The sequence below is a fragment of the Prauserella oleivorans genome (genome assembly GCF_042685745.1).
Lineage (GTDB): Bacteria > Actinomycetota > Actinomycetes > Mycobacteriales > Pseudonocardiaceae > Prauserella_A > Prauserella_A oleivorans.
In genome coordinates, this window is the sequence record NZ_JBHUNT010000001.1 from 5539197 (window position 1) to 5565365 (window position 26169).

Sequence of the window (26169 nt, forward strand, 5' to 3'; positions counted from 1 at the left end):
ACCGCCCAGTATCGTGGCGACGACGGCGCCAACCGAGCGGCAGGGGTGTACGCGTGGACCTCGACGTGTTCGTCGCCACCCACAACGCCGAGTGGCAGCGGCTCGCCGACCTCGTCCAGCGGGCGGGCCGGCTGACCGGCGCCGAGGCCGACGAGCTGGTGCGGCTCTACCAGCGCGCGGCCACCCATCTGTCGATCCTGCGTTCCACGGCACCCGACCCGGCCGTGCTGGCGCGGCTGTCGTCGCTGGTCGCGCGGGCGCGGTCGGCGGTCACCGGCACGCACAACCCCGCCTGGCGCGAGGCAGCGCTGTTCTTCTCGCGCCGGTTCCCCGCCGCGCTGTACCTCAGCCGCGCGTGGTGGGGCGCGACCGCCGCGGTGTTCCTCGTGGTCACCGGCGTGCTCGCCGTGTGGATCGCCGGCGACGAACGGGTACGCGCGACCATCGCGGCGCCCGAGCAGATCCGCGCGATGACCCGGCCGGGCGGCGACTACGAGACCTACTACTCGAGCGAGGCGGCCGCGTCGTTCGCCGCGCAGGTGTGGACGAACAACGCCCGCGTGGCCGCTGCCTGCCTGCTGCTCGGGGTGCTGCTGGGCGTTCCGGTGCTGCTGGTGTTGTGGCTCAACGCGCTGAACCTGGGCGTCGGCATCGGCCTGATGTCGGCCGCGGGACGGGGCGAGTTCTTCCTCGGCCTGCTCGCTCCGCACGGCCTGATCGAACTGACGGCGGTCTTCGTCGCCGCGGGCGCGGGGCTGCGGCTCGGCTGGACGGTGATCGACCCCGGGGGCCTGCCGCGCACGGTGGCGCTGGCCAGGGCAGGCCGGTCGGCGGCGGCGCTCGCGCTCGGCCTCGTGTGCGTGCTGTTGGTATCTGGTGTCATCGAGGCTTTCGTGACACCGTCGGGATTGCCCCCCCTGGGCGCGGGTCGGCATCGGCGTAGTGGCCGAGGCCGCCTTCCTCGGCTACGTGTTCGTGCTCGGCAGGCGCGCTGCCCACGCGGGCGAGACCGGCGACGTGGACACCCGCCACGCCGGCGACATCGTTCCTTCGGCCGGGTGAGGAGGCCGTCATGGACAAGCAGCGCGTCGAGGAGTTCGCCGGCAGGCTGTTCGGGTTCTACACCGGTGCCCTGCTCAGTGATCTCATCGCCATCGGACACCGGACCGGCCTGTTCGAGGCCGCCGCGCAGGGCCCCGCGACCAGTGCCGAACTCGCCACCCGCGCCGGCCTGCAGGAACGCTATGTGCGGGAGTGGCTCGGCGCGATGGCCACCAGCGGGGTCCTCGACTACGCCGCGGCCACGGCGGCGTTCACGCTGCCCGCCGAGCATGCCGTGTGCCTGACCGGTCCCGCCTCGGCCAACCTCGCGCCGTTCAGCGAGGCCACGACGTTGCTCGGGCAGCACGTCGACGGCGTCGAACGCGCGTTCCGCGAGGGCGGCGGGGTGCCTTACGAGGAGTTCCGGCCCCGGTTCACGGCCGTGATGGACGGGCTGAGCCGTGGCGTGTTCGACGAGCAGTTGCTCACCGCGATCCTGCCGGTGACGGGCGAGCTGCCTCGCCGGCTCGAGCAGGGCGTGCGTGCGGCCGAGATCGGCTGCGGCACCGGGCACGCGCTCACCCTGCTCGCGCGGGCGTTTCCGGCGTCGGAGTTCACCGGCTTCGACCTCGCCGCCGACGCCATCGAGCAGGGCCGCGCCGAGGCCGCCGACCAGGGCCTGACCAACGTGAGCTTCGAGGTGCTCGACGTCGCCGAGCTGCCCGCCGACCCGGTGTTCACGGCCGTGTTCGCCTTCGACACCATCCACGACCAGGCGACCCCCGCCGCGGTCCTGCGCCGGGTGCACGAGGTCCTGGAACCGGGCGGCTGGTTCGTCATGATGGACACCAAGGCGGCGACCGATCTGGAAGCGAACCTGCAGAACCCGTTCGCCCCGCTGCTCTATTCGATCAGCACCCTGCATTGCATGACGGTGTCGCTCGCGCGGCGCGGTGCGGGCCTCGGCACCGTGTGGGGCGAGCAGCTGGCGAAGACGATGTTCGCCGACGCGGGGTTCGGTGCCGTGGACGTGCACGACGTGCCCGACGATCCACTGGACGCCGTGTACGTCACGCGCAAACCCGCGTGACGGCGTGTCTGCCGTTCCGGTCGCCGTGTCTGCCGCCTGCGTCACCATGAGCGCCGCTCACAGCTCGCCGGCCGCCTTCAACGCCAGGTAGCGATCGGCCAGTGCGGGCGGCAGCCGGTCGGGCTCGGCGTCCACGACGTCGGCGCCGTGCCGGGCGAGCAGCGCGGTGACGTGCCTGCGCTCGGCCAGGGTGCGCTCGGCGGCGGCCGCCCCGTACACGGCCTCGGCGTCGCCGCGGGCGCGGGCCATCCGCGTGACGGCGGGATCGGCGACGGCGGCCACGAGCAGCCGGTGCCGTGCGGTCAGCGACGGCAGGGCCGGCAGCAGGCCCTCCTCGACCGGCGCCGGGTCGAGACCGGTCAGCAACACCACGAGGGAACGCCGTCGAACCCGGCGCAGCACCTCGCCGACCATGCCTCGCGCGTCCGGCTCCACCAGTTCCGGTTCCAGCGGAGCCATCGCCGTCACGAGCGCGGGCAGCAGCTCCGCGGCCGAGGCGCCCGCGACGGCGGCCCGCACGCGGCGGTCGTAGGCCAGCAGGCCGACGCGGTCACCGGCCCGGGAGGCCAGCGCCGCCAGCAGCAGTGCCGCGTCCATGGCGGCGTCGAGCCGAGTGCCGTCGCCGACCCGCCCCGCGGCCGTGCGCCCGGTGTCGAGGACGAGCAGCACGTGCCGATCACGTTCGGGCCGCCAGGTGCGCACCATGACCTCCGGCGCGCGGGCCGTCGCTCGCCAGTCGATCGAACGCACGTCGTCGCCGACGACGTACTCGCGCAGCGAGTCGAATTCGGTTCCCCGGCCGCGGACGTGCGCGGCCCGACGGCCGTCGAGCTCGCGGAGCCGCTCCAGCCGGGCGGGCAGGTGGCGCCTGCTGTGGAACGGCGGCAGCGCGCGCAGGGCCCACGGCACGTCGTGCGAGCCCTGCCGGGCGGCCACGCCCAGCGGGCCGACGGCGCGGACGGTGACGCGGTCGGCGCGCCGGTCGCCGCGGCGGGTCGGATGCAGCCGGGTCACCACCGTGCGCGCCTGCCCGGCGGGCACGCTGAGCCGGTGCCGGTCGGTCACCACCCCGGCGCTGGGTGGCCAGGCGTCGCGGAGCATCCCCCGCACCGGACGGCGACCCGGGTTGGCGACGCGCAGCGACACCTCGGCGTCCTCGCCGAGCCGTACCGTGCCGGCGCCGGAACGCGTGAACGTCAGCGTCCGCACGCTGCCCGCCAGCACCAGGTCCACCGCGATCGCCGCGAGCACCACCCCGCACACCGCCACGACGCCCGCCCACGACGGCCACAGCAACGCCACGACGGCCGCGCCCACCAGGGCGAGCAGCCCGGCCCGTGCGGTGAGAGCCATCAGCGCGGCACCGGGACGGTCGCGAGGAGCCGGTCGAGCACGCCGTCGGCACTCGCCCCCTCCAGCTCCGCCTCGGGCCGCAACTCCAGCCGGTGGCGCAGTGCGGGGCGGGCGAGCGTCTTCACATCGTCCGGGGTCACGTACGCGCGGCCGGACAGCCACGCCCACGCGCGGGCCGCCGCCAGCAGCGCCGTCGCGCCGCGAGGCGAGACGCCCAGCCGCACGGGCGGGGCCTGCCGGGTGGCCCGGCACAGGTCGACGATGTAGCCGGTGACCTCGGGGCCGACGGCCACCGTCCCGACGGCGGCGCGGGCGGCCTCCAGGTCGGCGGCTCCGGCGACGGGACGCACGCCCGCGGCGTCCAGGTCACGGGGGTCGAACCCCGCCGCGTGCCGGGTCAGGATCGCGATCTCGTCCTCCCGCGCCGGCGCGGGCATGGTGAGCTTGAGCAGAAACCGGTCGAGCTGGGCCTCCGGCAACGGATAGGTGCCCTCGTACTCCACCGGGTTCTGGGTGGCGACGACGACGAACGGGTCGGGCAGCGCGTGCGGTTTGCCGTCGATCGACACCTGCCGCTCCTCCATCGCCTCCAGCAGCGCCGACTGCGTTTTCGGCGGGGTGCGGTTGATCTCGTCGGCGAGGAGCAGGTTGGTGAACACCGGGCCCTCGCGGAAGGAGAACTCGGCGGTGTGCGCGTCGTAGACCACCGACCCGGTGACGTCGCCCGGCATCAGGTCGGGAGTGAACTGCACGCGCGTGGTGCGTAGTTCGAGTGCCGCGGCCAGAGCCCGCACAAGCAGGGTCTTCGCCACGCCCGGCACGCCCTCCAGCAGCACATGGCCCCGGCAGAGCAACGCGAGGACGAGCCCGGTGACGGCGGCGTCGTTGCCCACGACGGCCTTGCCGACCTCGGCCCGCAGAGCCACGAGTGCCTGGCGTGGATCGCCCGGTGCGGAAGCAGTCACTGACCAACCTCGTTCTCGAGTGCGTCCAGGGAACCGGCGAGCCGCACGAGCGCGGCGTCGTCGGCGGGTGAGGGACCGTACAGCACGTCGTGTGCGTCGCGGCCGGTCCGCGCCGCGACGGCGGCGACCACGGCCTCGGGCTCGGCGTCGGCGGGCAGCCCGAGCGCGGGCAGCAGCCGGTCGCGGGTGGCCCGGCGCAGCGCCTCGGCGGCGTGGTCGCGGGCGCCGGCCCGGCGGTACAGGCGGGCCCGGCCCTCCACCGTCTCGGCACCCCGCACCACCACCGGCAGCGGCTCGGTGACCACCGGGCCGAGCCTGCGCGCCCGCCACAGCGCGAACAGCGCCGCCGCGACCCCGAGCTGGACGGCGCCGAACACCCAGCTGCCGGGCAGGAGGTCGTAGAGCGACTCCTGGCCGCCTCGCAGCCCGGGGTCGCCCGCCGACGGCTGATACCAGACGAGCCGCTCGTGGCCGCCGAGCAGGCGCAGCGCGAGTGCGGCGTTGCCCTCGTCGTCCAGCGCGGTGTTGGTGAGCGGGTGGCCGCTGCCGAGCACGGTGACGGCGTCCGAGGCGGCCAGCGCGCCGTCGTAGCACGTCGCCGGTGCGCGGTAGGCGGTGCCGCCGAGCGTCACCGGTCCGGCCGCGACCGCGTCGGCTCGGCCGCAGCCGGGGTGCCTGGTCGTGGTGGTGAGGACATCGCCCGCCGTCATGCCGGGAGCGACCGCGTCGAGCGCCCGCTGATCGGGTGCGATCAACACGACCGACGCCGCCTCGGCCGCGAGCGTGCGCAGGGCCGCGTCCGCGACCAGGCCGGGCGAGGTCACGAGCAGCGTGGCCCCGGCCGCGGAGACGTCGGCGCTGCTGGTCACCGGCTCCACCCGCACGCCCTGGGCAGCGAGCAGCCGCGCGAGGGCACGGCTGCCGCCGGGCTCGGCCGAGGCAGGATCGAGGTCGCGGCCGTCGCCGCCGCTGCGGGCAAGACTCAGCACCACGCCCGTCAGCAACACGAGGACCACGATGACGACGGGCGTGCGCGCCGCGCGCCACACCGCCCGGGCGTCGGCGGACACGGAGGTGGTCACCGCGGCACCGGCCTCGGACGGGCCCCGCGGACGGCTTCCTCGAGCGCGGCGAGGCGCGTGCAGGCGGCCAGGTCGGCGTGCCGTCCGCCGTAGTGCACGTCGTCGAAGAGCGCCGCGGCCGCACGCAACCCGGCCGCCTCGGCGGGCAGCTGCCGCCCGGCTTCGGTGGCGGCCTCGGTCGCGGTCCGGCCGGAGCGTTCGTCCAGCACCCCGCGTTCCTCCAGTGAGCGGACGATCGCGCGGAACCACTCGCGCACGGCCTCGTCGGCGTCGCCGCGGGCCTGGGCGGCCTCGGCGGCCTGCCGGTGCGCCGCCGCGGTCCGCACAGTGCCGTCGAACACCCGGCCCGGCCGGAGCCGGGCAGGTCGCGCGATGCGGCCCGCCCGCAGCCGGATGACGACCACGAGCACCACCAGCACCACGGCCAGCACCAGCAGGCCGGCGCCGCCACCCGGCGGGAGACCACCGAGCAGGCCGAAGACGTCGGCGAGCCGGTCGCCGATCCAGTCGACGACGCGGGCGGGCAGTGACGGCTCGGCCTCGGCGTAGACCGGGTCGGCCAGTTCCTCGGCGGCGGCGCGGCGGGCGTCGTCCCGTCCGACGTCCACGGGCACGCCTGCCCGCGCGGTCATGCCTGGCCGGCCGCGCGCGCGAGCTCCAGGTCGAGACCTTCCCGGCGCATCCGCTGGTCGATGTAGATCAGTGCGGTCACCGCGGCGGAGAAGGGCACCGTGATGGTCGAGGCCACCGCGTAGCCGAGCTCACCGATCAGCAACTGGCCGACCGAGGCGTCCTGGCCGATGTCCGCGCCACCGAGGAACCCGAACGGCAGCTGGATCACCAGGCTGATGACGAACGCGATCAGCATGGCCAGCACGAGCAGGCCGAACACCCGCCACCACGAGCCGCGCACCAGCTCCGTGGACCGGCGCAGCGACATGCCGACCCGGCCGCGTTCGAGCACGAGCGCCGGCGTCGCCAGGCTGAGGAACACGTACGCCGCGATGCCGGGGATGATGAACAGGAACGTCCCCACCGTCACGATGACGGCCACCAGCACGGTCAGTCCCAGCAGCGGCAGAAGCCGAGGTTTGAGTTCCTCCCACGCCTCGCCGAACGTGATCCGCCGGCCGAGCACGGCCTTGCCGACCACCACCATCAGCAGCCCGGTGAGGAACGTCTGGGTCAGCAGCGTGACCACCAGCACGACGCTGTTGGCGGCCAGGGCGTCACCGAGCGCCGACCACAACTGCTCGAGCTGCTGCTGCTCGCTGGCGTTCGGGTTGATCGTCACCGGTTCCACGCGGTCGAGCACCCACAGGTCGGCGGCCAGGAAGAGCAGCGCGCTCACCAGCGCGACGGCGGCCGACGAGCCGAACACGATGCCGGCGTGCTTGCGCATCGTCGCGATCGCACCGTCCAGGATCTCGCCGACTCCCAGTGGACGCAGCGGGATCACACCCGGCTGCCCGCGGAAACCCTGGCCACCCTGCTGCGGGTGGCGCGGGTATTGAGGCGGCTGCTGCGGCCGCGCGGGCCCGTCGTCCGGGTCCGGCGACGACCAGCCACGGGAATCACTCATGGGCCAATCCTCGCATTCCCGGCCCACCGGGCGGGTGCCACGCTTCGCCGCGGTTCGCCGAAGCCACGCCTGCGCCCGGGGTGCCGTCGTTATGCTGATGCGCCGAAGTCGATCTACTGCCGGGGACACCACATGACGCAACCGCCGCAAGGGCCGCAGGGCCCTCAGTGGCCTCATGGACCTCAGGGGTACGGCCACCAGCCGCCCGGCCCCTACCCCGGTCAGGCCGGGTTCGGCTACCCGCCACCCGGATATCCGCCGCCGCGGCCGCCCAACCGCGGACCGATCATCGCGGTGGCCCTCGGCGCCGTCACACTGCTGGCGCTGGCGTCGGTGCTCGTGGTCACCCTCGCCTCCGGCGGCGACGACGACAACTCCGCCTACGGCTACACCAACAACGGCGCAGGCAGCACGGCCACCTCGACCACCACGACCACCACGTCGAGCACGCCGCCGACCACCACGACGACGACCACGAGCAGCGAGACGTCGACGTCGAGCAGCAGCGTGAGCGCCCCCGAGGGTCCGCGCAAGATCCTCAAGCTCGCCGACCACCCCATCCTGCAGGACCCGAACGCGGGGCTGCAGAACCGCGCGTGCCACCTGCCTGCCTGGCAGAGCACCCCGGCCGCGGCCGAGGCCTTCTTCACCGCCGCCGCCGACTGCCTCGACGCGGCATGGGGCCCGTTCCTGGAGTACTACAACCTGCCGTTCTCCTCGCCGGTGCTGCACTTCCCGGCAGGCGAGAGCTTCCGAACACCGTGCGGCACGATCCAGGTCGGCATCGCCACCGCCGCCTACTACTGCGAGAACAACCTCTACGTGCCCTTCGCCGGCCTGCAGACCGACCAGTACGGCGACAACCCCGGCGTCTACCTGGCCCTGTTCGCCCACGAGTACGGCCACCACGTGCAGGAGGTCGCCGGGATCATGGACGCCGCGTGGGAGCGCATCTACGCGGCGGGCCAGAACAGCCCCGAAGGGCTCGAGATGTCGCGGCGCAAGGAACTGCAGGCGCAGTGCTTCTCGGGAATGTTCCTGGGCGCGCACGTCGACCGGGGCGGCTCCATCACCCGCGACATGTACGACAAGGCCTGGTACGACCAGGAGACGCGCGGCGACGACACCTCGGGCACCCAGGACCACGGCAGCAACGCCAACTACGCCGCCTGGTGGCGGGCCGGTGCCTACGACAACCGGATCGTCGACTGCAATACCTTCGCCGCTTCCAGCGCCGACGTCGCCTGAGTCCGTCCGGAAGCAGAGGCGGCGAGGTGGCGGGCCGCTCGCGTGTTCCGGGTCAGGCGAGCGCGAGCCGGCGCGGCCCCCGCGCGAGCAGGTAGGCGTAGGTGGCGCCGGCGGCGCAGCCGAGCACCAGGAGCGCGAGACCGACCGGCCTGCGCAGGTCGCTGGTGCCCGGAGCGGTGCTGGCGAGCTGCACGTCGATGAGCCCGTCGGGCGGATCGTGCGGCACGGCGATCTCGACCTGCTCGTCCCGGTTGTGCCCGCAGCCGCTCAGCGTGCCGTTGCGGGTGGCCCCGTCCAGCTCGAAGCGGACCGTCTCCTCCGCGTTCGGGTTGGTGCACTCCGCGGGCAGCGTCACCGTGGCCTCGACGGTGCGGGTCTCCGCTTCGGGGGCGCTGCCGAACAGCGACGGACCGGCCCACCACGCCAGAAGCACGACCAGGATGCCGGTGACGGCGGCGACGCCGAGAACCCGCCAGGTGAGCGGCGGCATGTGCCGCCCTGTGTTCACTCGCTGCCGCACGGCGCCAATCGTTCCAGATCCTCACGCGCCGGCACAGAAACCAGCGGTACCCGCAACATCACACGACCGCGCGATCAGCGGTTCCGGTTCTCCGGCGGCGCGACTTTGCGCACATACAGCAGCCGGTCGCCGGGCTCGATCGCGTCGGCCTCGGGCGCGTCCACCCGGTAGAGCTGCCCCGCGCGCACCAGCCCGAGCACGATGTCGGGCAGGTGCCGCGGCGACCCACCCTCCTCGGACGGCTCCACCGGGCGTTCCGCGATGGCGAGACCGGTCTCGGGGGTGAGCAGGTCCTCCACCATGTCCACCACGAGCGGGGTACGGGTCGCGATGCCGAGCAGCCGGCCCGCCGTCTCGCTGGAGACCACCACCTGGTCGGCGCCGGACTGCTTGAGGAGGTGGACGTTCTCCGCCTCCCGCACCGAGGCCAGAATGCTCGCCTTCGGTGCGAGCTCCCGCGCCGTGAGTGTGACGAGCACGGCGGTGTCGTCGCGGTTCGGCGCGATGACGATCGCCCGTGCCCGCTGCACGCCCGCGACCCGGAGCACGTCCGAGCGCGTCGCGTTGCCGTGCACGGTGATGAGGTCCAGCGCACTCGCCGAGTCCAGCGCCTGCTGGTTGGTATCGACCACGACCACCTGGTTCGGCTCGACGTCCTGCTCGGCGAGCAGCGCGTTGATCGCCGAGCGGCCCTTCGTACCGAACCCGACGACCACGACATGGTCCCGCACCCTGTTCCTCCACTTCTGGATCCGCAGCGCCTGGCGGGAACGCTCGGTCAGCACCTCCAGTGTGGTGCCGACCAGCACGATCAGGAACATCACCCGCAGCGGTGTGATGACAACGATGTTGACCAGCCGGGCCGTGCTGGTGACCGGCGAGATGTCACCGTAGCCGGTGGTCGACAGCGACACGGTGGCGTAGTAGATGCAGTCCAGGAAACTCAGCCCGTCGCCGTTCGCGTCGCGGTAGCCGTCGCGGTCGAGGTAGACAATGAACACCGCCGCGAACAGGAACAGCAGCGCGCCGACGATCCGCCGGACGATCGCGTTCAGCGGACTGACCTTCGCATCCGGCATCCGGATGACGCCGACGAGCGCGTGGCCCGGCTGGTCGGACAGCGGCCGCTGCCGGAGCAGACCCTTGATCACGCTCCGCAACTCTAGCCCTCCCGTCTCCCCCCACCACCCAAACGGTCCCTCCGGGGCCGACTCGATCTTCCGTCTCCCCCCACCACCCAAACGGTCCCTCCGGGGCCGACTCGATCTTCCGTCTCCCCCCACCACCCAAACGGTCCCTCCGGGGCCGACTCGATCTCCCGTCTCCCGGAGTCGGCACGTTCCCCGGCTGACTCCGGCTACTCCGCGGGCACCGACCGGAGCAGCGCGCGCAGCCCGTCCGCGTCGAGCAGGTCGACCGGGCGCAGGGTGTGGTCGTGCCGGACGTAGTGGAACGCCGCGCGCACCTTCTCCAGCGGAGTGCCCGACAGCCCCGCCCAGGCCAGCCGGTAGGCGGCGAGCTGCACCGACAGCGCGGGAAGCCGGGTCTCGTCGGGCACCGCGCCGGTCTTCCAGTCCACGACTGTCCAGCCGCCGTCGGCGTCGGCGAACACGGCGTCCATCCGGCCGCGCACGGTGACGCCGTCGATGACCGTGGAGAACGGCACCTCCACCTCGTGCGGTGTCCGGTGCGCCCAGGCGCTGCGCTCGAACGCCTCCCGCAGCGCGTCCAGCTCGGCGTCGCTCGCCGCGCCGACGTCGGCGGCGCCGGGCAGGTCGTCGATCTCCAGCAGCCGCTCCCCCGCGAACCGCCGTTCGAGCCAGCCGTGGAAGGCCGTGCCGCGCCGGGCGAACGCGTTGGGCGGGAACGGCAACGGGCGGCGCAGCCTGCGGGCCAGCTCCTCGGGCTCCCCGGCGAGCTCGACGAGCTGGCTCACCGACAGGTGGCCGGGCAGGGCGATCTGTTCGGTCCGGCCCGACGCGCGCTCCCGTTCGGCGAGCAGCACGTCGGTGTCGGCGATCCAGCCGTCCGGGTCGTCCTCGTCGATCGGCAGGTCGAGCTCCTCGAGCGCCGCCAGCACCAACCGGGCGCCCTCGGCCACGGCGGCGCGCCTGGCTCCGAGCGGGTCGGCAGGCCACACCGCCGAGTCGGACGCGGTGACCAGCGGGTTCTGCAACTCGTCGGGCTCCTGCGGCTCGGGTGCCCAGTGCGCGATCGTGCCCACGCGGTCGTCGGCGGCGATGGTCTCGGCGAGCTCGGTGAGGAACTCCGACGGTCCCTTGGGCCGCGAGCTCGTCTCGTTCCACCAGTGTCCGGAGGCGAACAGGTAGTGCTCGCTGCGGGTGAGCGCCACATAGCAGAGGCGGCGTTCCTCATCGGCGTGCCGCGCGGCGAAGGCGCTCTCGTGCTCGGCGCAGGCCTCCTGTACCTCCTTGCGGTCCTCGCCGCCGTGCAGCCGGAGCTCCGGCAGGTCCTGGCTGTCGCCGCGCAGCGGGGCGGGCAGCTCCGTGACGGTCCTGAGCCACGACGACGACCTGCGCTTGCCGGGAAAGGTGTCCTTCACCAGGTGCGGCACGGCCACCACGCGCCATTCGAGGCCCTTCGCGGAGTGCACGGTGAGCACCTGCACCCGGTCGGCGACCACCTCGACCTCGCCGGGCGGCAACCCGTCCTCGGCGTGCTCGGCCGTGGCGAGGTAGTCCAGGAAGGACATCAGGGTGCCGGTGGGCGAGTTCTCGGCGTATTCGGTGACGACGTCGGCGAAGGCGTCGAGGTGTGCGCGGCCCGCACCGCCGGGCCGGGACATGGCCTCGACGTCGAGCAGCATGGTGCGTTCGACGTCGGCGACGAGCTCGGGCAGCGGCTGGTCGAGCCTGCGCCGGAGGCCCTCGAGCTCCCGGCTGAGCCGGCGGATCCGGGCGTAGCCCTCCTCGGAATAGCGCGCCGGATCGCCGGGGTCGTCGAGCGCGTCGACGAGCCCGGCCTGCTCGGCGCGTTCGGCGACGACGAGGTCGCCCGCGGCGGACAGTTCGCCCGCCCGGCGCCACAACGCGGCGAGGTCGGCGGCCGCGAGCCGCCAGCGGGCGCCCGTGAGCAGCCTCGCGGCGGCGGTACCGGACAGCGGCTCGGACAGCACGCGCAGTGTCGCGACGAGATCGGCCACCTCGGGTTCGTCGAGCAGCCCACCGAGCCCGACCACCTCCACCGGCAGGCCGCGCGCGCGCAGCGCGGCGGCGATGGGCGCCATATCCGCCCGGCGGCGGACGAGCACGGCCGCCGTCGGCGGTGTCCCCCTCTCGGCCCGCTCGGCGAACCACACGCGCGCCATCTCGTCGGCGAGCCACTCACGTTCGGCCCGCACGTCCGGCAGCAGGGCGCACCGCACCTCCGCCGGGTGGGCCCCCTCGCGGGCACGCAGCTGCTGCACACCCAGCCCCTGGGCACGCAGCGGCTCCGCGATGCCGTTGGCCAGGGTGAGCACCTCGGCCGGGTTGCGGAAACTCGTGAGCATGCCGTACTCGCGGGCAGGCCGCAGTCCCTCCGGGCCACGCCGGGGGAAGTCGGTGGTGAACCGCGGCAGGTTGGCGGCACTCGCGCCGCGCCAGCCGTAGATGGCCTGCGCGGGGTCGCCGACGGCGGTCACCGGCAGCGGGTCCCCGGCGGGCTCCCCGCCGAAGAGTGCCCGGAGCAGCACGCGCTGGGCGTGGCCGGTGTCCTGGTACTCGTCCAGCAGCACGGCCCCGTAGCGTTCCCGCTCCCCCGCGACGACTTCCGGATGTGCCTCGGCCAGCCGCGCGGCGAGCGACATCTGGTCGGCGAAGTCGAGAGCACCCTCGGCGCGTTTGCGCTGCCGGTACGCCTCGACGAGCGGCAGCAGCTCGAGCCGGAACCGTTGCGCCGCCAGGATGTCCTTCAGCTCACCGGGAAGCTCGTGGCGCTGCCGCTTGGTCTTCGGCGCGTTCTCGATCAGCGAGCACAGCCATGTGGTGTACTCACGCAGCTTCTCCGGCTCGACCAGGTGCTCTCCCAGCTCGCCCGCGAGGCCCAGCAGGGCGGCCGTGACGGTCGGCGGGATGCGGTCGGTGTCCAGGTCGTTGTCCCATGTCGACACCACGCGGTGGGCGAGCTGCCAGGAGGCGGTCTCCGACAGCATCCGCGCGCCGGGCTGCACGGGCAGCCGCAGCCCGTGTTCGGCGAGCAACCTGCCCGCGTACGCGTGATAGGTGAGCACGGTGGGTTCGCCCGCCAGGACGGCGGTCCGCCGCTCGCCACTCGGGTCGAGCCGGTCGAGCAGACCCGATCCGGCGAGGCGGCGCAGCCGCGCCCGCACCCGGTCGGAGAGCTGCCGCGCGGCCTTGCGCGTGAACGTCAGCCCGAGCACCCGCTCCGGCGTGACGAAACCGTTGGCCACCAGCCACACCACGCGGGCCGCCATCGTCTCCGTCTTGCCCGCCCCCGCGCCCGCCACGACGAGCGCCGGCTCGGCGGGTGCGGCGATGACGGCGGCCTGCTCGTCCGTGGGCGGGTGGATGCCGAGCGCGTCGGCGACCTCGGCCGGGCTCACCAATTCCGTCACGGACCCGTCACCTGCCTGCCTTCCGGCCGCAGCGGGCACGACGTGCGCGCGGGGCACCGATCGCAGTCGGCGTTCTGCTGCGCCGTGTACTCGGGCCCGGCGGTGGCCGCGGCGGCCTGCCGCACGAGCTGCAGCCACTGCCTTCCCGCCTCGTCGTCGAGGGGTGGCTGCTCGCGCTGGGCGGCGCCGGTCTTGGTGTTGGCCTTGGCCACGTAGACGAGCTTGGCGCCGCCCGGTGTGGCCCCGGATCGTTCGAATGCTCCGAGCAGCACCGCCAGCTGGTACGCGGCCAGCTGCGGGTGCTTCTCCGCGTCCGTGCCGCTGATCGGGTTCTTGCCCGTCTTGACATCGACGATGACGGGCCGGCCCTGCCGGTCGACCTCCAGCCGGTCGACGCGCCCGGTGAGCTTCACGCGCAGCTCGCCGGTGGCCTCGGCGTCCCCGGTGCCGGTGTCGGCAGGCGGCAGCTCCACCTCCATGTCCTGCTCCACGCCGACCTGCGTGAGCTCGGACCGGCTCTGCCGCAACCACGCCAGGAAGTTCTGCATCATCTGGTCGACGCGCCTGCGCTCCCGGCGGGAGAACCACGGGGCGCCCGCGTCGACCTTCGCCCACTCCGCGTCGAGCTGGGCCTTCAGTTCCGCGTCGTCGGCACCCGAGGCCGCCGCCTGCGCCAGCGCGTGCACGAGCGTCCCGGTGACGGCAGCGAGCTGCGCCGGGTCGCTGCCACCGTGCCGTTCGAGCAACCAGCGCAGGGGACACTTCGCCAGGATGTCCACAGTGGACGGGGAGACGCGGACCAGCTCGCCCGGCTGCCGCAGCGGCATGGTCGTGCTCGGCTCGCGGAGCCCGTACCACTGGTCCGGGTGCGCACCAGGCACGCCCGCCCGCGCGAGCCGCGCGAGTTGCCGCACCGCCAGCGCGCGCCGCTTCGGCTCGGCCTCCGCGTCGCACGCCACCGACCGCAGCTCACCGACGAGCTCGGAGAGCACCAGCGAACGCTCGCGGGTGTAGGTGCGCACGTCCGGCCCCGCGCCCGCGACGTCGGTCTCGCCGATCAGCTCCTCCACGAACCGCGACGGCTGCTCGTCCTCGCCCTGGACGGCCGACACCAGCAGCACCCGGCGGGCCCGGCTCGTCGCGAGATAGAAAAGCCTGCGCTCCTCGGCCAGCAGCGGGGCCGTGATGGAGACGTGCTCGTCGTCCACTCCGGACAGCAGGTCGACCAGCCGCTCGACACCGAGCAGCGTGCCGCGCGGGCGGAGATCCGGCCAGCTGCCCTCCTGCGCGCCGGCGACGGCGACGACCGTCCATTCGCGACCGGCTGCGGCGTGCGCGGTGAGCAGCGAGACGCCCGTGCCGCGCGCGGCGACCGGGGCGAGACTGTCCCCCGCGATGTGCTGGGACGTCAGGTACTCAGCGAACCCGGCCACGCTCGCCCTGGGCAGCCTGTCGACATAGCGCCCCGCGGCGTCGAACAGCGCCACCACCGCGTCCAGATCCCGGTCGGCCTGCGCGGCCAGCGACCCGCCGCGCTCGATCTGCCGCAGCAGACGGCGTTCCAGCCCGCTGGCCTGCCACACCCGCCACAGCACGTTCTCGACGTCGGCACCGCTGTCCACGGCCTCGGCCGCGGTGGCCAGCAGGCCGCCGACCCGCCGCACGGGCGCCGCTTCGGCCTCGGCCAGCCCGGCGAGCTTGTCGTTGTCGCGCAACGCTTCCACGAGCAGCTCGTCACTGGAGCGCTCCCCGCCCGCGGCGAGCTCGAGCCTGCGCAGCCCGCGCCGGAGCCTGCGCAGCGCGAGCGGGTCGGCACCACCGAGCGGCGACGACAGCAGCATCTCGGCGAGGTCGGCGTCGAGCACATCGGGATCGGTGGCCAGCCGCAGGATCGCCAGCAACGGCCGGACCCCGGGCTGGCGGGCGAGCGGCAGTTCGTCCGTGGCCGTGGCGATCGGCACGCCGGCCGCCCCGAGCGCGCGTTGCAGCACCGGGAACGACCGCGTCGGCGACCGCACGAGCACCGCCATCTCCGACCAGGGCACCTCGTCGAGCAGGTGGGCGCGGCGCAGCTGGTCGGCGATCCAGCTCGCCTCGGCGGCGGGCGTGGGGAACAGCCTGGTCCGCACCACACCCTCGGAGTCGTCCGCGGCAACGACGTCCCGGTGCGGCCCGGTGCCGGGCAGCCCGGCACCGACGCGGGTGACGGCCGCGTGCACGGCCTGGGTCATCCGGTGGCTGCGGGTGAGCGTGATAGTGCGTGCGGCGGCACTGCCGGAGTCGGCGAACAGCCGGGGATCGGCGCCCCGGAAGGAGAACACGGACTGGTCCGGATCACCGGCGAGCACGAAGTCGTCGGCCGCGCTTCCGAGCAGGCGCACCAGGCGGAACTGCAGTGGATCGAGGTGCTGGGCATCGTCGACGAGCAGGTGCCGGACCCGGCGCTGCTCGCGCAGGAGCAGGTCCGGGTCGCCCTCCAGCTCCACGAGCGCGCTCGCGACGAGCTCGGCGGCGTCGAGCGCGGGCGCGCCCGGCGTGCCGAGTGCGTTGCCCCCGGACCCCTGTAGGAGCGTGACCTCCTCGTACTGCCGCCAGAACTTGCCTGCCGCCACCCATTCCTCGCGCTGCTGCTGCTTGCCCAGCTTGCCCAGGTCGTCGGGGCCGAGCCCGCGCTCGGCGGCGCGCAGCAGCAGATCGCGCAGTTCCTCGGCGAACCCGGGAACGGCCAGCGCCGGCCGCAGGCGTTCCGGCCAGTCCGGCGCGCCGCGTTCGAGGTCGCCCGCGAGCAGCTCCCGGACGACGACGTCCTGCTCCGGACCGGACAGCAGCCGCGGCGCGGGCAGGTCCTTGAGTCCGGCCTGCAGGCGCAGCACGGCGAAGGCGTAGGAGTGCACGGTGCGCACGAGCGGTTCCCGGATCGTGCGGCCGGTGTGCGCGGTGTCGGCGGTGAGCCTGCGGGTGATCTCGGCGCGCACCGCCGCGGCCGCCCGCCGCGACGCGGTGAGCACGAGCAGGCTTTCCGGGTCGGAGCCCTGCCGGATGCGTTCCACGGCGAGGGCGGTCAGCAGCGCGGTCTTGCCCGTGCCCGGCCCCCCGACGACCCGGACGAACCCCCTCGGCTCGGCGAGCAGGCGCTCGGCGTCGGCCTCCCACGTGCGAGGCGGCACCGCCGTGGCGGGCGCGCGCACCAGCCGCGCGTTCAGACCATTCCTGCTCACGCCTCGATGGAACCATGCCGCCCCGACAAATCCGCACGCACGTGGCCGGCCGTCGCCGTGTCCGCCACTCGCGTCACCGTGTCCGCCGTTCCCGTCGCCGTGTCCGCCACTCGCGTCGCCACGCACCCGGGGACCGGTACCCGCCCGCCCCTCCTCCCGGCTACGGTCGCCCCGTGGACGAGGCACTGCACGAACGGGTGCGGGAGATCGTGGCCGCCATCCCGCCGGGAACGGTCGCCACCTACGGCGACGTGGCCGCCGCCGCGGGCGCCCGCACACCGCGGCTCGTCGGGCGCATCCTCGCCGAGGACGGCGCCGATCTCCCGTGGCACCGCGTGCTGCGAGCGGACGGCACCCCGGCGCCGCATCTCGTGCATCGCCAGCTCGAGCTGCTGCGCGCCGAGGGCGTTCTGGCCGACGGGCAGCGCGTGAACCTCAAGAGGTACCGCTCGCGGCTTTCATAGGTTAGCCTCGCCTAATGACCCAGGTTGCGCAGTCCCGGCCGGTGGCACCCCAGCTGGCCTACCGCACGGTCGAGGTAACGGCCGTCCGCCGGCTCACTCCCCACCTCACCCGCATCACCTTCACCGGCGAGGATCTGCGCGACTTCGTCAGCGCCGCGCCCGACCAGTACGTCAAGGTCTTCTTCCCGCTGCCCGGACAGCGGTTCCCGCAGCTGCCGCCGCCACTGGAGTCTCCCGACACGACGTCGTGGTACCGCACCTACCTCGCGATGCCCGACGGCATCCGCCCGCCGATGCGGACCTACACCGTCCGCGCGCATCGCCCCCACGCCCTCGAGATCGACATCGACTTCGTGCTGCACCCCGACAGTGGCCCGGCCTCGGCGTGGGCGACGCAGGCCCACCCCGGCGCCCGGGTGGCGCTGCTCGGTCCGCACGGCCTGTACGCGGTGCCGCCGGGTACGTCGTGGCAGGTACTCGTCGGCGACGAGTCCGCCGTGCCCGCCATCGGCTCCATCCTGGAGCAGCTGCCGGAATCGGCACGAGCACTGGTGTTCATCGAGGTCGGCGACCTGGCCGACCGGCAGGAGTTCACCTCGCCCGGCGACGTCCACGTCCAGTGGGTGCGGCGCGACGGCGCCGCCTACGGGGAGGCCGTGCTGGCGGCCCTGCGTGCGGCGACGCTGCCCGCGGGGCAGCCGTACGCGTGGCTGGCGGGCGAGGCCGAGCTCGTGAAGTTCACCCGCAGGCACCTGGTGCGCGAGCGCGGTGTCGACAAGCGCGCGATCACGTTCACCGGCTACTGGCGCCGCGGCCGCTCCGAGGACGACGAGGGCCGCGAGACCCTGCGCAAGCTCGACAGCGGCGAGCCGCTGGAGACGGAGTAGCCGTCACCGGCCGAGTTCGGCGACCAGCAGCTTGACGAGCGCGCCTAGACGTTGCCGCTCCGGCTGGACCACCGGCACGCCGATCTCCGCCAGCGGAGCCGCCGTCACGGGACCGACGCACGCGCACAGCACGTCCTTGCCGAGTGCCGCGACGAACCGCTCGTAACGCCCGCGTTCGCGCGCCAACGTGAGCAGGTTCGCCGTCGCGGGCGCGCTGGTGAACGCGAGCGCGTCCACCTCGCCGTCGAGCACTCCGTCGACGAGCCGGTGCGCCGGGTCGAGGTCGGTGGGCCACTGCCAGCGATACGGCTGCAGCTCGATCACCGACGCGCCCGCCTCCCGCAGCGCCTCGGTGTGTTCGGGCAGCGGCTGGCCGTGCAGCTGTACGGCCACCCGTTTGCCGCGGACGCCCGCGGCGAGCAGGTGAGCGAACAGTTGCCGGCTGCTCTCCTCGGGTGCCGACCACTCCTCCGTCAGCCCGCAGCCACGCACCGCTCCCTTGGCCTTGGGGCCCCGCACGTAGAGCCGCGCGCCGGACAGCGTCGCCCGCAGCCGGTCCGCGATCCCCCAGCCCTCGGCGGCCGCGAGCCAGCCACGGAATCCGGCCCCGGTCGTCACGGCCGCGATGTCCACGCCGGTGGCGACGACCTCCTCCGTCGCCGCCCGCAGCCGCTGGTCGTCGGCCAGCGGCACGATGTTGATCGTCGGCGCATGCCACACCGTGGCGCCACGGCGTTCGAGTGCGTCGATGAACTCGTCCGCGCGCCGCTGCGCGGTGATGCCGATGGCGATACCACCGAGGTCACCCATACAGCGCACCCATCCTCGCTACCGCCCGTGCAACCTGTTCCCGGAGGTCGGCGGGTTCCAGCACCTCGAGTTCGGGACCGAAGTGCAGGAGCTCGCCGAGCGCCGGAGCGCCCGGCTCGACCGGTAGCCGCACCACCGACCACCCGTCGGGATCCGGTGCGTCGGCGCTGTCCGCCAGCGCACGTGCGCCGACCGCTCCGAGGTAGAACGGTACGAGGTCGCGCCCGAGCGGCGACAGGCGCACCACGGCAAATCTGGGAAACATCCGCCGTTCGAAGCGCTCGGACCATTCGCGCCAGTATCCGGCCAGGTCGAAGCTGTCCGGACGGGAGAACTCCCCGGCGTCGGTCAGCTCGTCGATCCGGGAGACGCGATAGGTCCGTTCGCTGCCGTCGCAACGCGCGACGACGTACCAGTTGCCCGCCTTGAGTACGAGACCCAGCGGCTCGAGCACCCGCTCGACGGCGCTGTCGTCCCACCGCCGGTACCGCACCCGCAGCCGCCGCTGGTGCCATACCGCGTCGGCGACGGAGGCGAGCTGGCCAAGCCGCTCGATGTCCCGGTGCCAGCCCGGAATGTCCAGGTAGAAGCGTTCGGCGACCTGACCCGCTCGCGTGCGCAACTCCTCCGGCAGTGCGGCGAACAGCTTCAGCTGCGCGGCGGCGAGCACCGTCCCCAGGCCGAGCTCCGCGGCGGCGACGGGCAGTCCGGCGAGCGCGAGCGCGGACGCCTCCTCCTCGGTCATGCCGGTGAGCCGGGTGCGGTAGCCGTCGACGAGCTGGTACCCGCCCGAGCGGCCGCGGTCGGCGTACACCGGGACGCCCGCCTCGGACAGCGCGTCGATGTCGCGGTACACGGTCCGCACGGAAACCTCGAGTTCATCGGCGAGTTCCTCGGCCGTCATGCGCCCCCGGTTCTGCAACAGCAGCAGGATCGAGAGCAGTCTGCTCGCACGCATGCGCCGATTCTCGCCCGAAAACCTGACAGAAGATGACAGTCAATTCGCGGAGAGTGGTCGCATGACCGACAACACCTACACCATGCGCAGCTGGGACGAGCACGTCGTCGCCGGCCCGGAGAACGGCCCCCGCTACGCCCACGTCCACGCGACGTTCGCCTACTCCGGCGTCATCGAGGGCAGATCCACGTGCGACTACCTGCTGTACTACCCCGGCGAGGGCTACGACGGAGGCGGGCAGCTCGCGCCGGGATTCGAACGCATCGAGGGCAGCGTCGAGGGCCGTAAGGGCAGCTTCGTCATCCGGCACGACGTGGGTTACGGCCCGGACGGCATCTCCGACACGTGGTCCGTGGTGCCCGGCTCCGGCACCGGCGAGCTCAGCGGACTCACCGGCGCAGGCACGGCGACGGGCAGCACCGAGACGATCGCCTACACCTTCGACCACAGGTTCGCCTAGAACCACGTCCCAGACCATCCAGGAGGACACCGTGCTGAACGTGGACCGACAGCAGGTGCTGGCCTACCGGATCGCGGCGCACGGCCTGCACCGGGACGTGACCGACCCCGCGAAGCTGGCCGTGCTCGACCTCGGGGTCCAGGACGTGGTCGCGCGCGACACGGCGATTCTGGCGCTGGCCGCGCGCGTGCCCGGGGTGCTCACCGCCGAGGAGCTGACGGACGACGCGCGGTTCACCCTGGGCTGGTCACTGCGCGGGGCACCGCACTACCACCGCAGCGCCGACTTCCCCGGCCTCGCCTCCGCGCTGTTCCCGCTCGACGACGCCGACGCCAGTGCCCGGCTGGCCTGGCAGCGCGCGGACATCGAGCAGGCGGGCATGCCCGGCCTGGAGGTGATCCGGACGGCGGCCCGCGGGCTGCGCAAGGTCGTCGACCGCACCATGACGAAAGGAACGGCAAGCGAGGCGGTGACGAAGATCCTGCCCGCCGGGCTGAGCCGGTGGTGCCGCCGCTGCGGGGCCACCCACATCCACGACCAGCTCATGCGGGTCGCGACCCCGCTCGCCGGCATCCGGCTCGTCGCGGGCGCGACCCCGGCCACGCTCACCGCGCTGGAGAAGCGCCCGCGCGTGCCGACGGCCACCGACCTCGCCGCGGCCACCGGACTCGTGCGGTCCTACCTCCGCCTGCACGGCCCCGCGACGGCGGCCGACGCGGCGAGCTTCCTCAGCACCACGCGCACGCATGTCACCGGCCGGCTGTGGCCGGACGATCTCACGGAGGTCCGCGTCGACGGCCGCAAGGCCTACCTGCCCAGCGACCGGATGGCCGAGCTGGAGAACCCGCCGAAGCCCTCCGCGGTGCGGCTGCTGCCGCCGTGGGACCCGTTCCTGCAGGCGCGGGACCGGGCGACGCTCGTGCCCGATCCGGCACACCGCAAGGAACTGTGGAAGATCCTCGGCAACCCCGGTGCCCTGCTCGCCGAGGGCGAGCTCGTGGGCGCATGGCGGAGCAAGTCGACGGCCAGACGCCTGGAGCTGACGATCACGCCGCTGGTGCCGGTGCCGAAACCGGTGCGCGCGCAGGCCGAGGCCGAAGCCGAGCGGGTGGCCGCCGTGCGGGGTTACGCCGAGATGCGCGTGGTGTGGTCGTAGCCCAGGGCGCCCGAGAGCCGCGCGTCGGCGTACCGGCGCAGCACGAGATCGGCCACCGCGGGGTGGGAGCCCAGCGGCTGGGACACGAGGTCGGCGCCGGAGTCCTCCAGGCGCCGCTGGAACAGGCCGGGCGCCAGGAGCCACGACGCCACCACGACGCGGCGGCCGGGCCGTCGCGCGGCGTCGACGGCCTCGGCGACGCTCGGGCCGGCAGTGGCGGCGTAACCGACTCGCACCGGCGTGTGCAGCCGTGCGCCGAGTGCCCACGCGGCCGTCGCGACGTCGCCGAGTGCGCGCGGGTCGCTGGACCCGGCAGCGGCCAGGACCACGGCGTCCCCGGGCCGGTAGCCGGCCCGGCGCACCCGGTCGGTGACGGCGTCGAGCAACTCAGGCGCGGGCCCGAACGCCGCCGCCCGCACCGCCCCGGGGTGCCGGCTCGCCGCGATCTGCCGCGGGATGTCGGTCCGGACGTGGTAGCCGGCGGCCAGGAACGCGGGCACCACGACCGGCGGGACGGCGAGCGTGTCGAGCACCGCCGTGACGTCCGGGGCCAGCACGTCGGCGTAGGCGACCCGCACCTCCGCGCCACGGGCGCGCACCCGGGCGGCGAGGTCGTCGATCACCCGCGGGCCCGCCGGGTCGCGCGTGCCGTGAGCGGCCAGAACGATCACGAGAGCTCATCCTCGGGCGGGACGACGGCGAGCCGGTATCCGCGCTTGACGACGGTCTGCACGAGCCTGCCCTCGCCGAGAGAGGTGCGAAGCCTGCCGATCGCGGTCTCCACGGCGTGCTCCTCGCCACCGCTGGGCAGCGCCGCCGTCAGCTCGCGACGGGACACCACGCGGCCGGGCTGCTGGGCCAGTGCGCGCAGCACGGCCATGGGAGCCGGCGCCACCTCGCACAGCTGGCCGTCCACCACCGCCGCCTGTCCGCGCAGCTCGATCTCCCGCCCGGCCGCACACAGCCGTGGCGAGCGCGCGATGAGTGCCTCCGCCAGCGTCCGCGCGAGCGCCCCGATGCGGGCCCGCTGGGGCTGTACTGTCGGGATGCCGAGCGCCGCGAGCGGGCCCGCGGTGATCGGGCCGACACAGGCGACGACGACCCGCCGGGTGAGGGCGTCCACCAGTGCCGCCTGCCGGCCGGTGCGCTTGGCCATCGCGAGCATGCTCGCGGCCGCCGGGGCACTGGTGAACGGCAACGCGTCGATGGACCCGTCGAGTACCGCGTCGATCAGCCGGTCGAGCGGCCCCGGATCGGCCGGCCCCACCCAGCGGTACACCGGAACCTCCACGACGTCGGCCCCCGCGGAGCGCAGCGAATCGACGAAGTACGGCAACGGTTCGCCGTGCAACTGCACCGCGATGCGCTGACCCTCCACACCGGAGTCCAGCAGGTGCTGCAGCAGCTCGGCGTTGCTCTCGGACGCGGGCGAGTACACCTCGGACAGTCCCGCCGCGCGCACCGCGCCCTTGGCCTTGGGACCGCGGGTCAGGACGTTCGTGTGCGCGAGCCGTTCGAGCAGTTCCTCACCGAGTCCCCACCCTTCGGCAGCCTCGATCCAGCCGCGGAAACCGATGCCCGTCGTGGCCACGACGGCGTCCACCGGCTCGTCCAGCAACCGCTTGGTGGCCGCATGCAGCTCCGTGTCGTCGGCCAGCGGCACGATCCGGATCGCCGGGCCGTACCGCACCGTGGCGCCCTTGCGCACCAGCAGTGCGCCCAGCTCGTCGGCCCGCCGGGCGGCGGTGATGCCGATGGCGTACCCGGCGAGCGGCATGACCGCGTTCACGGCGATCCCACGTGCACCACGCCGCCGGCGACGCGGACCGGATAGGTGGCGATCCGGACGGTCTCGTCGTCGAGGCATCGGCCCGTGCGCAGGTCGAAGCATTGCTTGTAGATCGGCGAGGCCACCACCGGCACGCCTTTGACATCACCGACGATGCCGCGCGAGAGCACGGCTGCCCCGCTGAACGGGTCGATATTGGACAGTCCGTAGAACTCGTCGTCGTCGGTGCGGAAGATCGCCACCTGCTCGCCGCCGTCGAGCAAGGCCGCCACGCCGGAGGCGCGCAGCACCACCCTCTCCTCGCACACCGCGACCCACGTCTGTTCGGCCATCTCGGGCATTGCGGTCATCGGCTCACCACCTCCGGGACACCCAGCATCACGGGCACGGGCTGATCGCGCTCGGTACGGAAAGAGATGGTCGGGTCCGGTGTGCCCGGCGCGTTCACGAACGAGGTGAACCGCGCGAGCTTGTCCGGATCCTCCAGCACGCCCTTCCACTCGTCGCGGTAGTTCGCGACGTGCTCGGCCATCGCCTCTTCCAGCTCGGCGCAGATGCCGAGGCTGTCGTCGACGATCACCGAGCGCAGGTGGTCGAGGCCGCCTTCCATCTCCTCGAGCCAGGCCGCCGTGCGCTGCAACCGGTCGGCCGTGCGGACGTAGAACATCAGGAACCGGTCGATGATCCGGATCAGCGTCTCGGTATCCACATCGGACACCAGCAGGTCGGCATGCCGCGGGACCGCTCCGCCGTTGCCCGCCACATAGAGGTTCCAGCCCTTCTCCGTGGCGATGATGCCGAAGTCCTTGCTCCGCGCCTCGGCACATTCGCGTGCGCAGCCGGAGACCGCGGACTTGAGCTTGTGCGGTGAGCGCAGGCCCCGGTAGCGCAGTTCGAGCTCCACGGCGAGACCGACGCTGTCCTGCTGGCCGTAGCGGCACCACGTGGTGCCCACGCAGGACTTGACCGTGCGCAACGCCTTGCCGTAGGCGTGTCCCGACTCGAACCCGGCGTCGACGAGCCGCTTCCAGATGTGCGGGAGCTGGTCCACGGTGGCGCCGAACATGTCGATCCGTTGCCCACCGGTAATCTTGGTGTAGAGGCCGAACTCCTTGGCGACCTCGCCGATGACGATGAGCTTGTCCGGAGTGATCTCGCCACCCGGGATGCGCGGCACCACGGAGTAGGTGCCGTTGCGCTGCAGGTTGGCGAGGAAGTGGTCGTTGGTGTCCTGCAGCGTCGCCTGCTCGCCGCCGAGGATGTGCCCGTTGCCGAGCGTGGCGAGGATCGAGGCGACCGCCGGCTTGCAGATCGCGCAGCCCTTGCCCGTGCCGTGCTTGGCGATGAGCTCGCTGAACGTCGCGATGCGCGTGGCGCGGACGATCTCGAACAGCTCGGCACGCGACTGGGTGAAGTGCTCGCACAGCGACTTCGACTGCTCGACGCCGCAGGCCGCCAGCACCTTGCCGATCATCGGTACGCACGAGCCGCACGACGTGCCGGCGCGGGTGCACTCCTTGATCCCGGCGACGCTGTCGCAGCCCTGCTCGGTCACCGCCAGGCCGATGGCGCCCTTGGTGACGGCGTTGCACGAGCAGATCTGGGCGTCGTCGGGCAGTGCCTCGACGCCCACGGTGCCGTCGCCGCCGCCCGCGGGTGCGATCAGCGCCGCGGGTTCGGCGGGCAGTTCGTTGCCGACGAGCGGGCGCAGCAGGTTGTACTCGCCGGCGTCCCCGACGAGCACGCCCCCGAGGAGCGTCTTGGCGTCGTCGGACACCACGAGCTTCTTGTACGAGCGGTTGACGGCGTCGTTGAAGACGACCTCGAGCGCGCCCTCGGTGGCGGCGTGGGCGTCACCGAAGCTGGCGACATCCACCCCCATCAGCTTGAGCTTGGTGGAGGTGTCGGCGCCGGGGAACGACGCCTGCTTGCCCAGCAGCGTGGCGGCGGCCACCTCGGCCATCGAGTAGCCCGGCGCGACGAGCCCGTACACCCGGCCCTGCATCGCCGCGCACTCGCCGATGGCGTACACGTCCGGGTCGCTGGTCCGGCAGGTCTCGTCCACGAGCACGCCGCCGCGCTCGCCGAGGTCGAGCCCGCAGTCGCGGGCGAGGTCGTCGCGCGGCCGCACGCCGGCCGAGAACACGAGCAGGTCGATGTCGAGTTCGGTGCCGTTGCCGAGCTTGGCGCACAGCCGGCCGCGGTCCTCCTCGATCGCGTCGGTCGACGTTCCCGTGTGGACGGTGACGTCGAGCTCCGTGATGAGCCTGCGCAGCAGGCTGCCGCCGCCCTCGTCGACCTGGAGGGGCATGAGCCGGGGCGCCATCTCGACGACGTGCGGCGACAATCCCATGTCCCGCAACGCCTTGGCGGCCTCGAGCCCGAGCAGGCCACCGCCCACCACGGCAGCCGCCGGCCTGCCGCGGCCCGACCTCGCCCGTTCGACGGCGTCGCGGATCGCGTCGAGGTCCTCGATCGTGCGGTAGACGAAGCATCCGGGAAGGTCGCGGCCCGGCACCGGCGGCACGAAGGGCCGCGACCCGGTGGCCAGCACCAGGGCGTCGTAGGCCTGGGTGAACCCGCTCGCCGTGCGCACCCGCTTGGCGGCACGGTCGACCTCGACCACCGCGTCGCCGAGCCGCAGGTCGACGTTGTCGTCACCGGCGTAGTCCGAGCCCGGCAGGGCGAGGTTCGCGGGATCCCACGAGTCCACATAGGACGTCAGCCCGACTCGGTCGTACGCGGGCCGGTTCTCCTCCCCGAGCACGACGATGCGCCAGGTCGCGTCGACGTCGTCGGAACGGACGGCCTCCACCAGTCGGTGGGCCACCATTCCGTGCCCGACGACCACCAACGTTCGACTCATGAACCAAACCTCCGTAGAACTGCCTTCCATGCTCACCGGAGCTCGTATCCGGCTTGCTTCCCGTGTGTTGCGGCGCGGTTACCAAGACCTCCCTTCGCAGGTCA

At 73.4% G+C, this 26169-nt stretch carries 21 protein-coding genes and 1 pseudogene; 7 read left to right on the plus strand and 15 right to left on the minus strand.

The annotated features are described in order from the left end of the window. The first annotated feature begins 53 nt into the window (after positions 1-53). Positions 54-1062: pseudogene (locus ACFSZT_RS27170) on the plus strand (stage II sporulation protein M). Positions 1063-1072: 10 nt separating this feature from the next. Then, complete coding sequence (locus tag ACFSZT_RS27175; protein WP_377393400.1) at positions 1073-2131, plus strand: class I SAM-dependent methyltransferase; 1059 nt, start codon at positions 1073-1075, stop codon at positions 2129-2131. A gap of 57 nt (positions 2132-2188) precedes the next feature. Here the strand turns inward: ACFSZT_RS27175 and ACFSZT_RS27180 are convergent, their stop codons facing one another. The 5 genes from ACFSZT_RS27180 to ACFSZT_RS27200 are packed head-to-tail and all read right to left on the minus strand — an operon-like array spanning position 2189 to position 7113. Continuing rightward, positions 2189-3484 (minus strand): DUF58 domain-containing protein, encoded by a 1296-nt coding sequence (locus tag ACFSZT_RS27180; protein ID WP_377393397.1) that lies wholly within the window; start codon positions 3482-3484, stop codon positions 2189-2191. Continuing rightward, on the minus strand, positions 3484-4449 hold the full coding sequence (locus ACFSZT_RS27185; protein WP_377393394.1) for an AAA family ATPase: 966 nt from the start codon (positions 4447-4449) through the stop codon (positions 3484-3486). The genes ACFSZT_RS27180 and ACFSZT_RS27185 overlap by 1 nt, the downstream gene beginning before the upstream one ends. Continuing rightward, positions 4446-5531, minus strand: a complete 1086-nt coding sequence (locus ACFSZT_RS27190; RefSeq protein WP_377478371.1) for a DUF4350 domain-containing protein — start codon at positions 5529-5531, stop codon at positions 4446-4448. Before ACFSZT_RS27190 ends, ACFSZT_RS27185 begins: the two co-directional genes overlap by 4 nt. Then, positions 5528-6163, minus strand: a complete 636-nt coding sequence (locus ACFSZT_RS27195; RefSeq protein WP_377393388.1) for a DUF4129 domain-containing protein — start codon at positions 6161-6163, stop codon at positions 5528-5530. Before ACFSZT_RS27195 ends, ACFSZT_RS27190 begins: the two co-directional genes overlap by 4 nt. Beyond that, positions 6160-7113 (minus strand): YciC family protein, encoded by a 954-nt coding sequence (locus ACFSZT_RS27200; RefSeq protein WP_377393385.1) that lies wholly within the window; start codon positions 7111-7113, stop codon positions 6160-6162. Before ACFSZT_RS27200 ends, ACFSZT_RS27195 begins: the two co-directional genes overlap by 4 nt. A 132-nt stretch (positions 7114-7245) precedes the next feature. On the opposite strand from ACFSZT_RS27200, the gene ACFSZT_RS27205 reads away from it, so the two are divergent. Next, positions 7246-8361: a neutral zinc metallopeptidase gene (locus ACFSZT_RS27205; protein ID WP_377393382.1), complete on the plus strand. Its 1116-nt coding sequence runs from the start codon at positions 7246-7248 to the stop codon at positions 8359-8361. A gap of 52 nt (positions 8362-8413) precedes the next feature. Here ACFSZT_RS27205 and ACFSZT_RS27210 read toward each other — a convergent pair whose 3' ends face one another. The 4 genes from ACFSZT_RS27210 to ACFSZT_RS27225 form a co-directional block, all read right to left on the minus strand. Next, complete coding sequence (locus tag ACFSZT_RS27210) at positions 8414-8851, minus strand: hypothetical protein (protein ID WP_377393579.1); 438 nt, start codon at positions 8849-8851, stop codon at positions 8414-8416. 104 nt (positions 8852-8955) lie between these two features. Further along, the gene (locus tag ACFSZT_RS27215) at positions 8956-9960 is read right to left on the minus strand and encodes a potassium channel family protein (protein WP_377393576.1); all 1005 of its coding nucleotides are present in this window, start codon (positions 9958-9960) and stop codon (positions 8956-8958) included. Between the two features lie 278 nt (positions 9961-10238). Then, positions 10239-13457: an ATP-dependent helicase gene (locus ACFSZT_RS27220; RefSeq protein WP_377393379.1), complete on the minus strand. Its 3219-nt coding sequence runs from the start codon at positions 13455-13457 to the stop codon at positions 10239-10241. Then, positions 13454-16675 carry an ATP-dependent helicase gene (locus tag ACFSZT_RS27225; protein ID WP_377393376.1) on the minus strand — a complete coding sequence of 1074 codons (3222 nt, stop codon included), beginning with the start codon at positions 16673-16675 and terminating at the stop codon, positions 13454-13456. The genes ACFSZT_RS27220 and ACFSZT_RS27225 overlap by 4 nt, the downstream gene beginning before the upstream one ends. 173 nt (positions 16676-16848) lie before the next feature. Between ACFSZT_RS27225 and ACFSZT_RS27230 the strand changes: the two genes are divergently transcribed. Then, on the plus strand, positions 16849-17139 hold the full coding sequence (locus ACFSZT_RS27230) for an MGMT family protein (protein WP_377393373.1): 291 nt from the start codon (positions 16849-16851) through the stop codon (positions 17137-17139). Positions 17140-17153: 14 nt separating this feature from the next. Further along, positions 17154-18026 carry a siderophore-interacting protein gene (locus tag ACFSZT_RS27235; protein ID WP_377393370.1) on the plus strand — a complete coding sequence of 291 codons (873 nt, stop codon included), beginning with the start codon at positions 17154-17156 and terminating at the stop codon, positions 18024-18026. 3 nt (positions 18027-18029) lie between these two features. Here the strand turns inward: ACFSZT_RS27235 and ACFSZT_RS27240 are convergent, their stop codons facing one another. After that, on the minus strand, positions 18030-18836 hold the full coding sequence (locus ACFSZT_RS27240) for a uroporphyrinogen-III synthase (protein ID WP_377393367.1): 807 nt from the start codon (positions 18834-18836) through the stop codon (positions 18030-18032). After that, positions 18829-19794 carry a helix-turn-helix transcriptional regulator gene (locus ACFSZT_RS27245; RefSeq protein ID WP_377393364.1) on the minus strand — a complete coding sequence of 322 codons (966 nt, stop codon included), beginning with the start codon at positions 19792-19794 and terminating at the stop codon, positions 18829-18831. The genes ACFSZT_RS27240 and ACFSZT_RS27245 overlap by 8 nt, the downstream gene beginning before the upstream one ends. A gap of 61 nt (positions 19795-19855) precedes the next feature. On the opposite strand from ACFSZT_RS27245, the gene ACFSZT_RS27250 reads away from it, so the two are divergent. Together ACFSZT_RS27250 and ACFSZT_RS27255 are read left to right on the plus strand one after the other, a co-directional pair. Further along, complete coding sequence (locus ACFSZT_RS27250) at positions 19856-20254, plus strand: DUF3224 domain-containing protein (protein WP_377393361.1); 399 nt, start codon at positions 19856-19858, stop codon at positions 20252-20254. A gap of 31 nt (positions 20255-20285) precedes the next feature. Continuing rightward, complete coding sequence (locus tag ACFSZT_RS27255) at positions 20286-21410, plus strand: DNA glycosylase AlkZ-like family protein (protein ID WP_377393358.1); 1125 nt, start codon at positions 20286-20288, stop codon at positions 21408-21410. On the opposite strand, the gene ACFSZT_RS27260 is transcribed toward ACFSZT_RS27255, so the two are convergent. The 4 genes from ACFSZT_RS27260 to nirB are packed head-to-tail and all read right to left on the minus strand — an operon-like array spanning position 21380 to position 26065. Beyond that, entirely contained in the window at positions 21380-22081 is a 702-nt protein-coding gene (locus ACFSZT_RS27260; RefSeq protein ID WP_377393355.1) for a sirohydrochlorin chelatase, read from the minus strand. The genes ACFSZT_RS27255 and ACFSZT_RS27260 overlap by 31 nt on opposite strands. Further along, on the minus strand, positions 22078-23199 hold the full coding sequence (locus ACFSZT_RS27265) for a uroporphyrinogen-III synthase (RefSeq protein ID WP_449301423.1): 1122 nt from the start codon (positions 23197-23199) through the stop codon (positions 22078-22080). The genes ACFSZT_RS27260 and ACFSZT_RS27265 overlap by 4 nt, the downstream gene beginning before the upstream one ends. Next, positions 23196-23540, minus strand: coding sequence for a nitrite reductase small subunit NirD (gene nirD / locus ACFSZT_RS27270; protein WP_377393571.1), 345 nt, complete (start codon positions 23538-23540; stop codon positions 23196-23198). Before nirD ends, ACFSZT_RS27265 begins: the two co-directional genes overlap by 4 nt. A gap of 5 nt (positions 23541-23545) precedes the next feature. Then, complete coding sequence (gene nirB / locus ACFSZT_RS27275; protein WP_377393352.1) at positions 23546-26065, minus strand: nitrite reductase large subunit NirB; 2520 nt, start codon at positions 26063-26065, stop codon at positions 23546-23548. Positions 26066-26169: the final 104 nt, after the last annotated feature.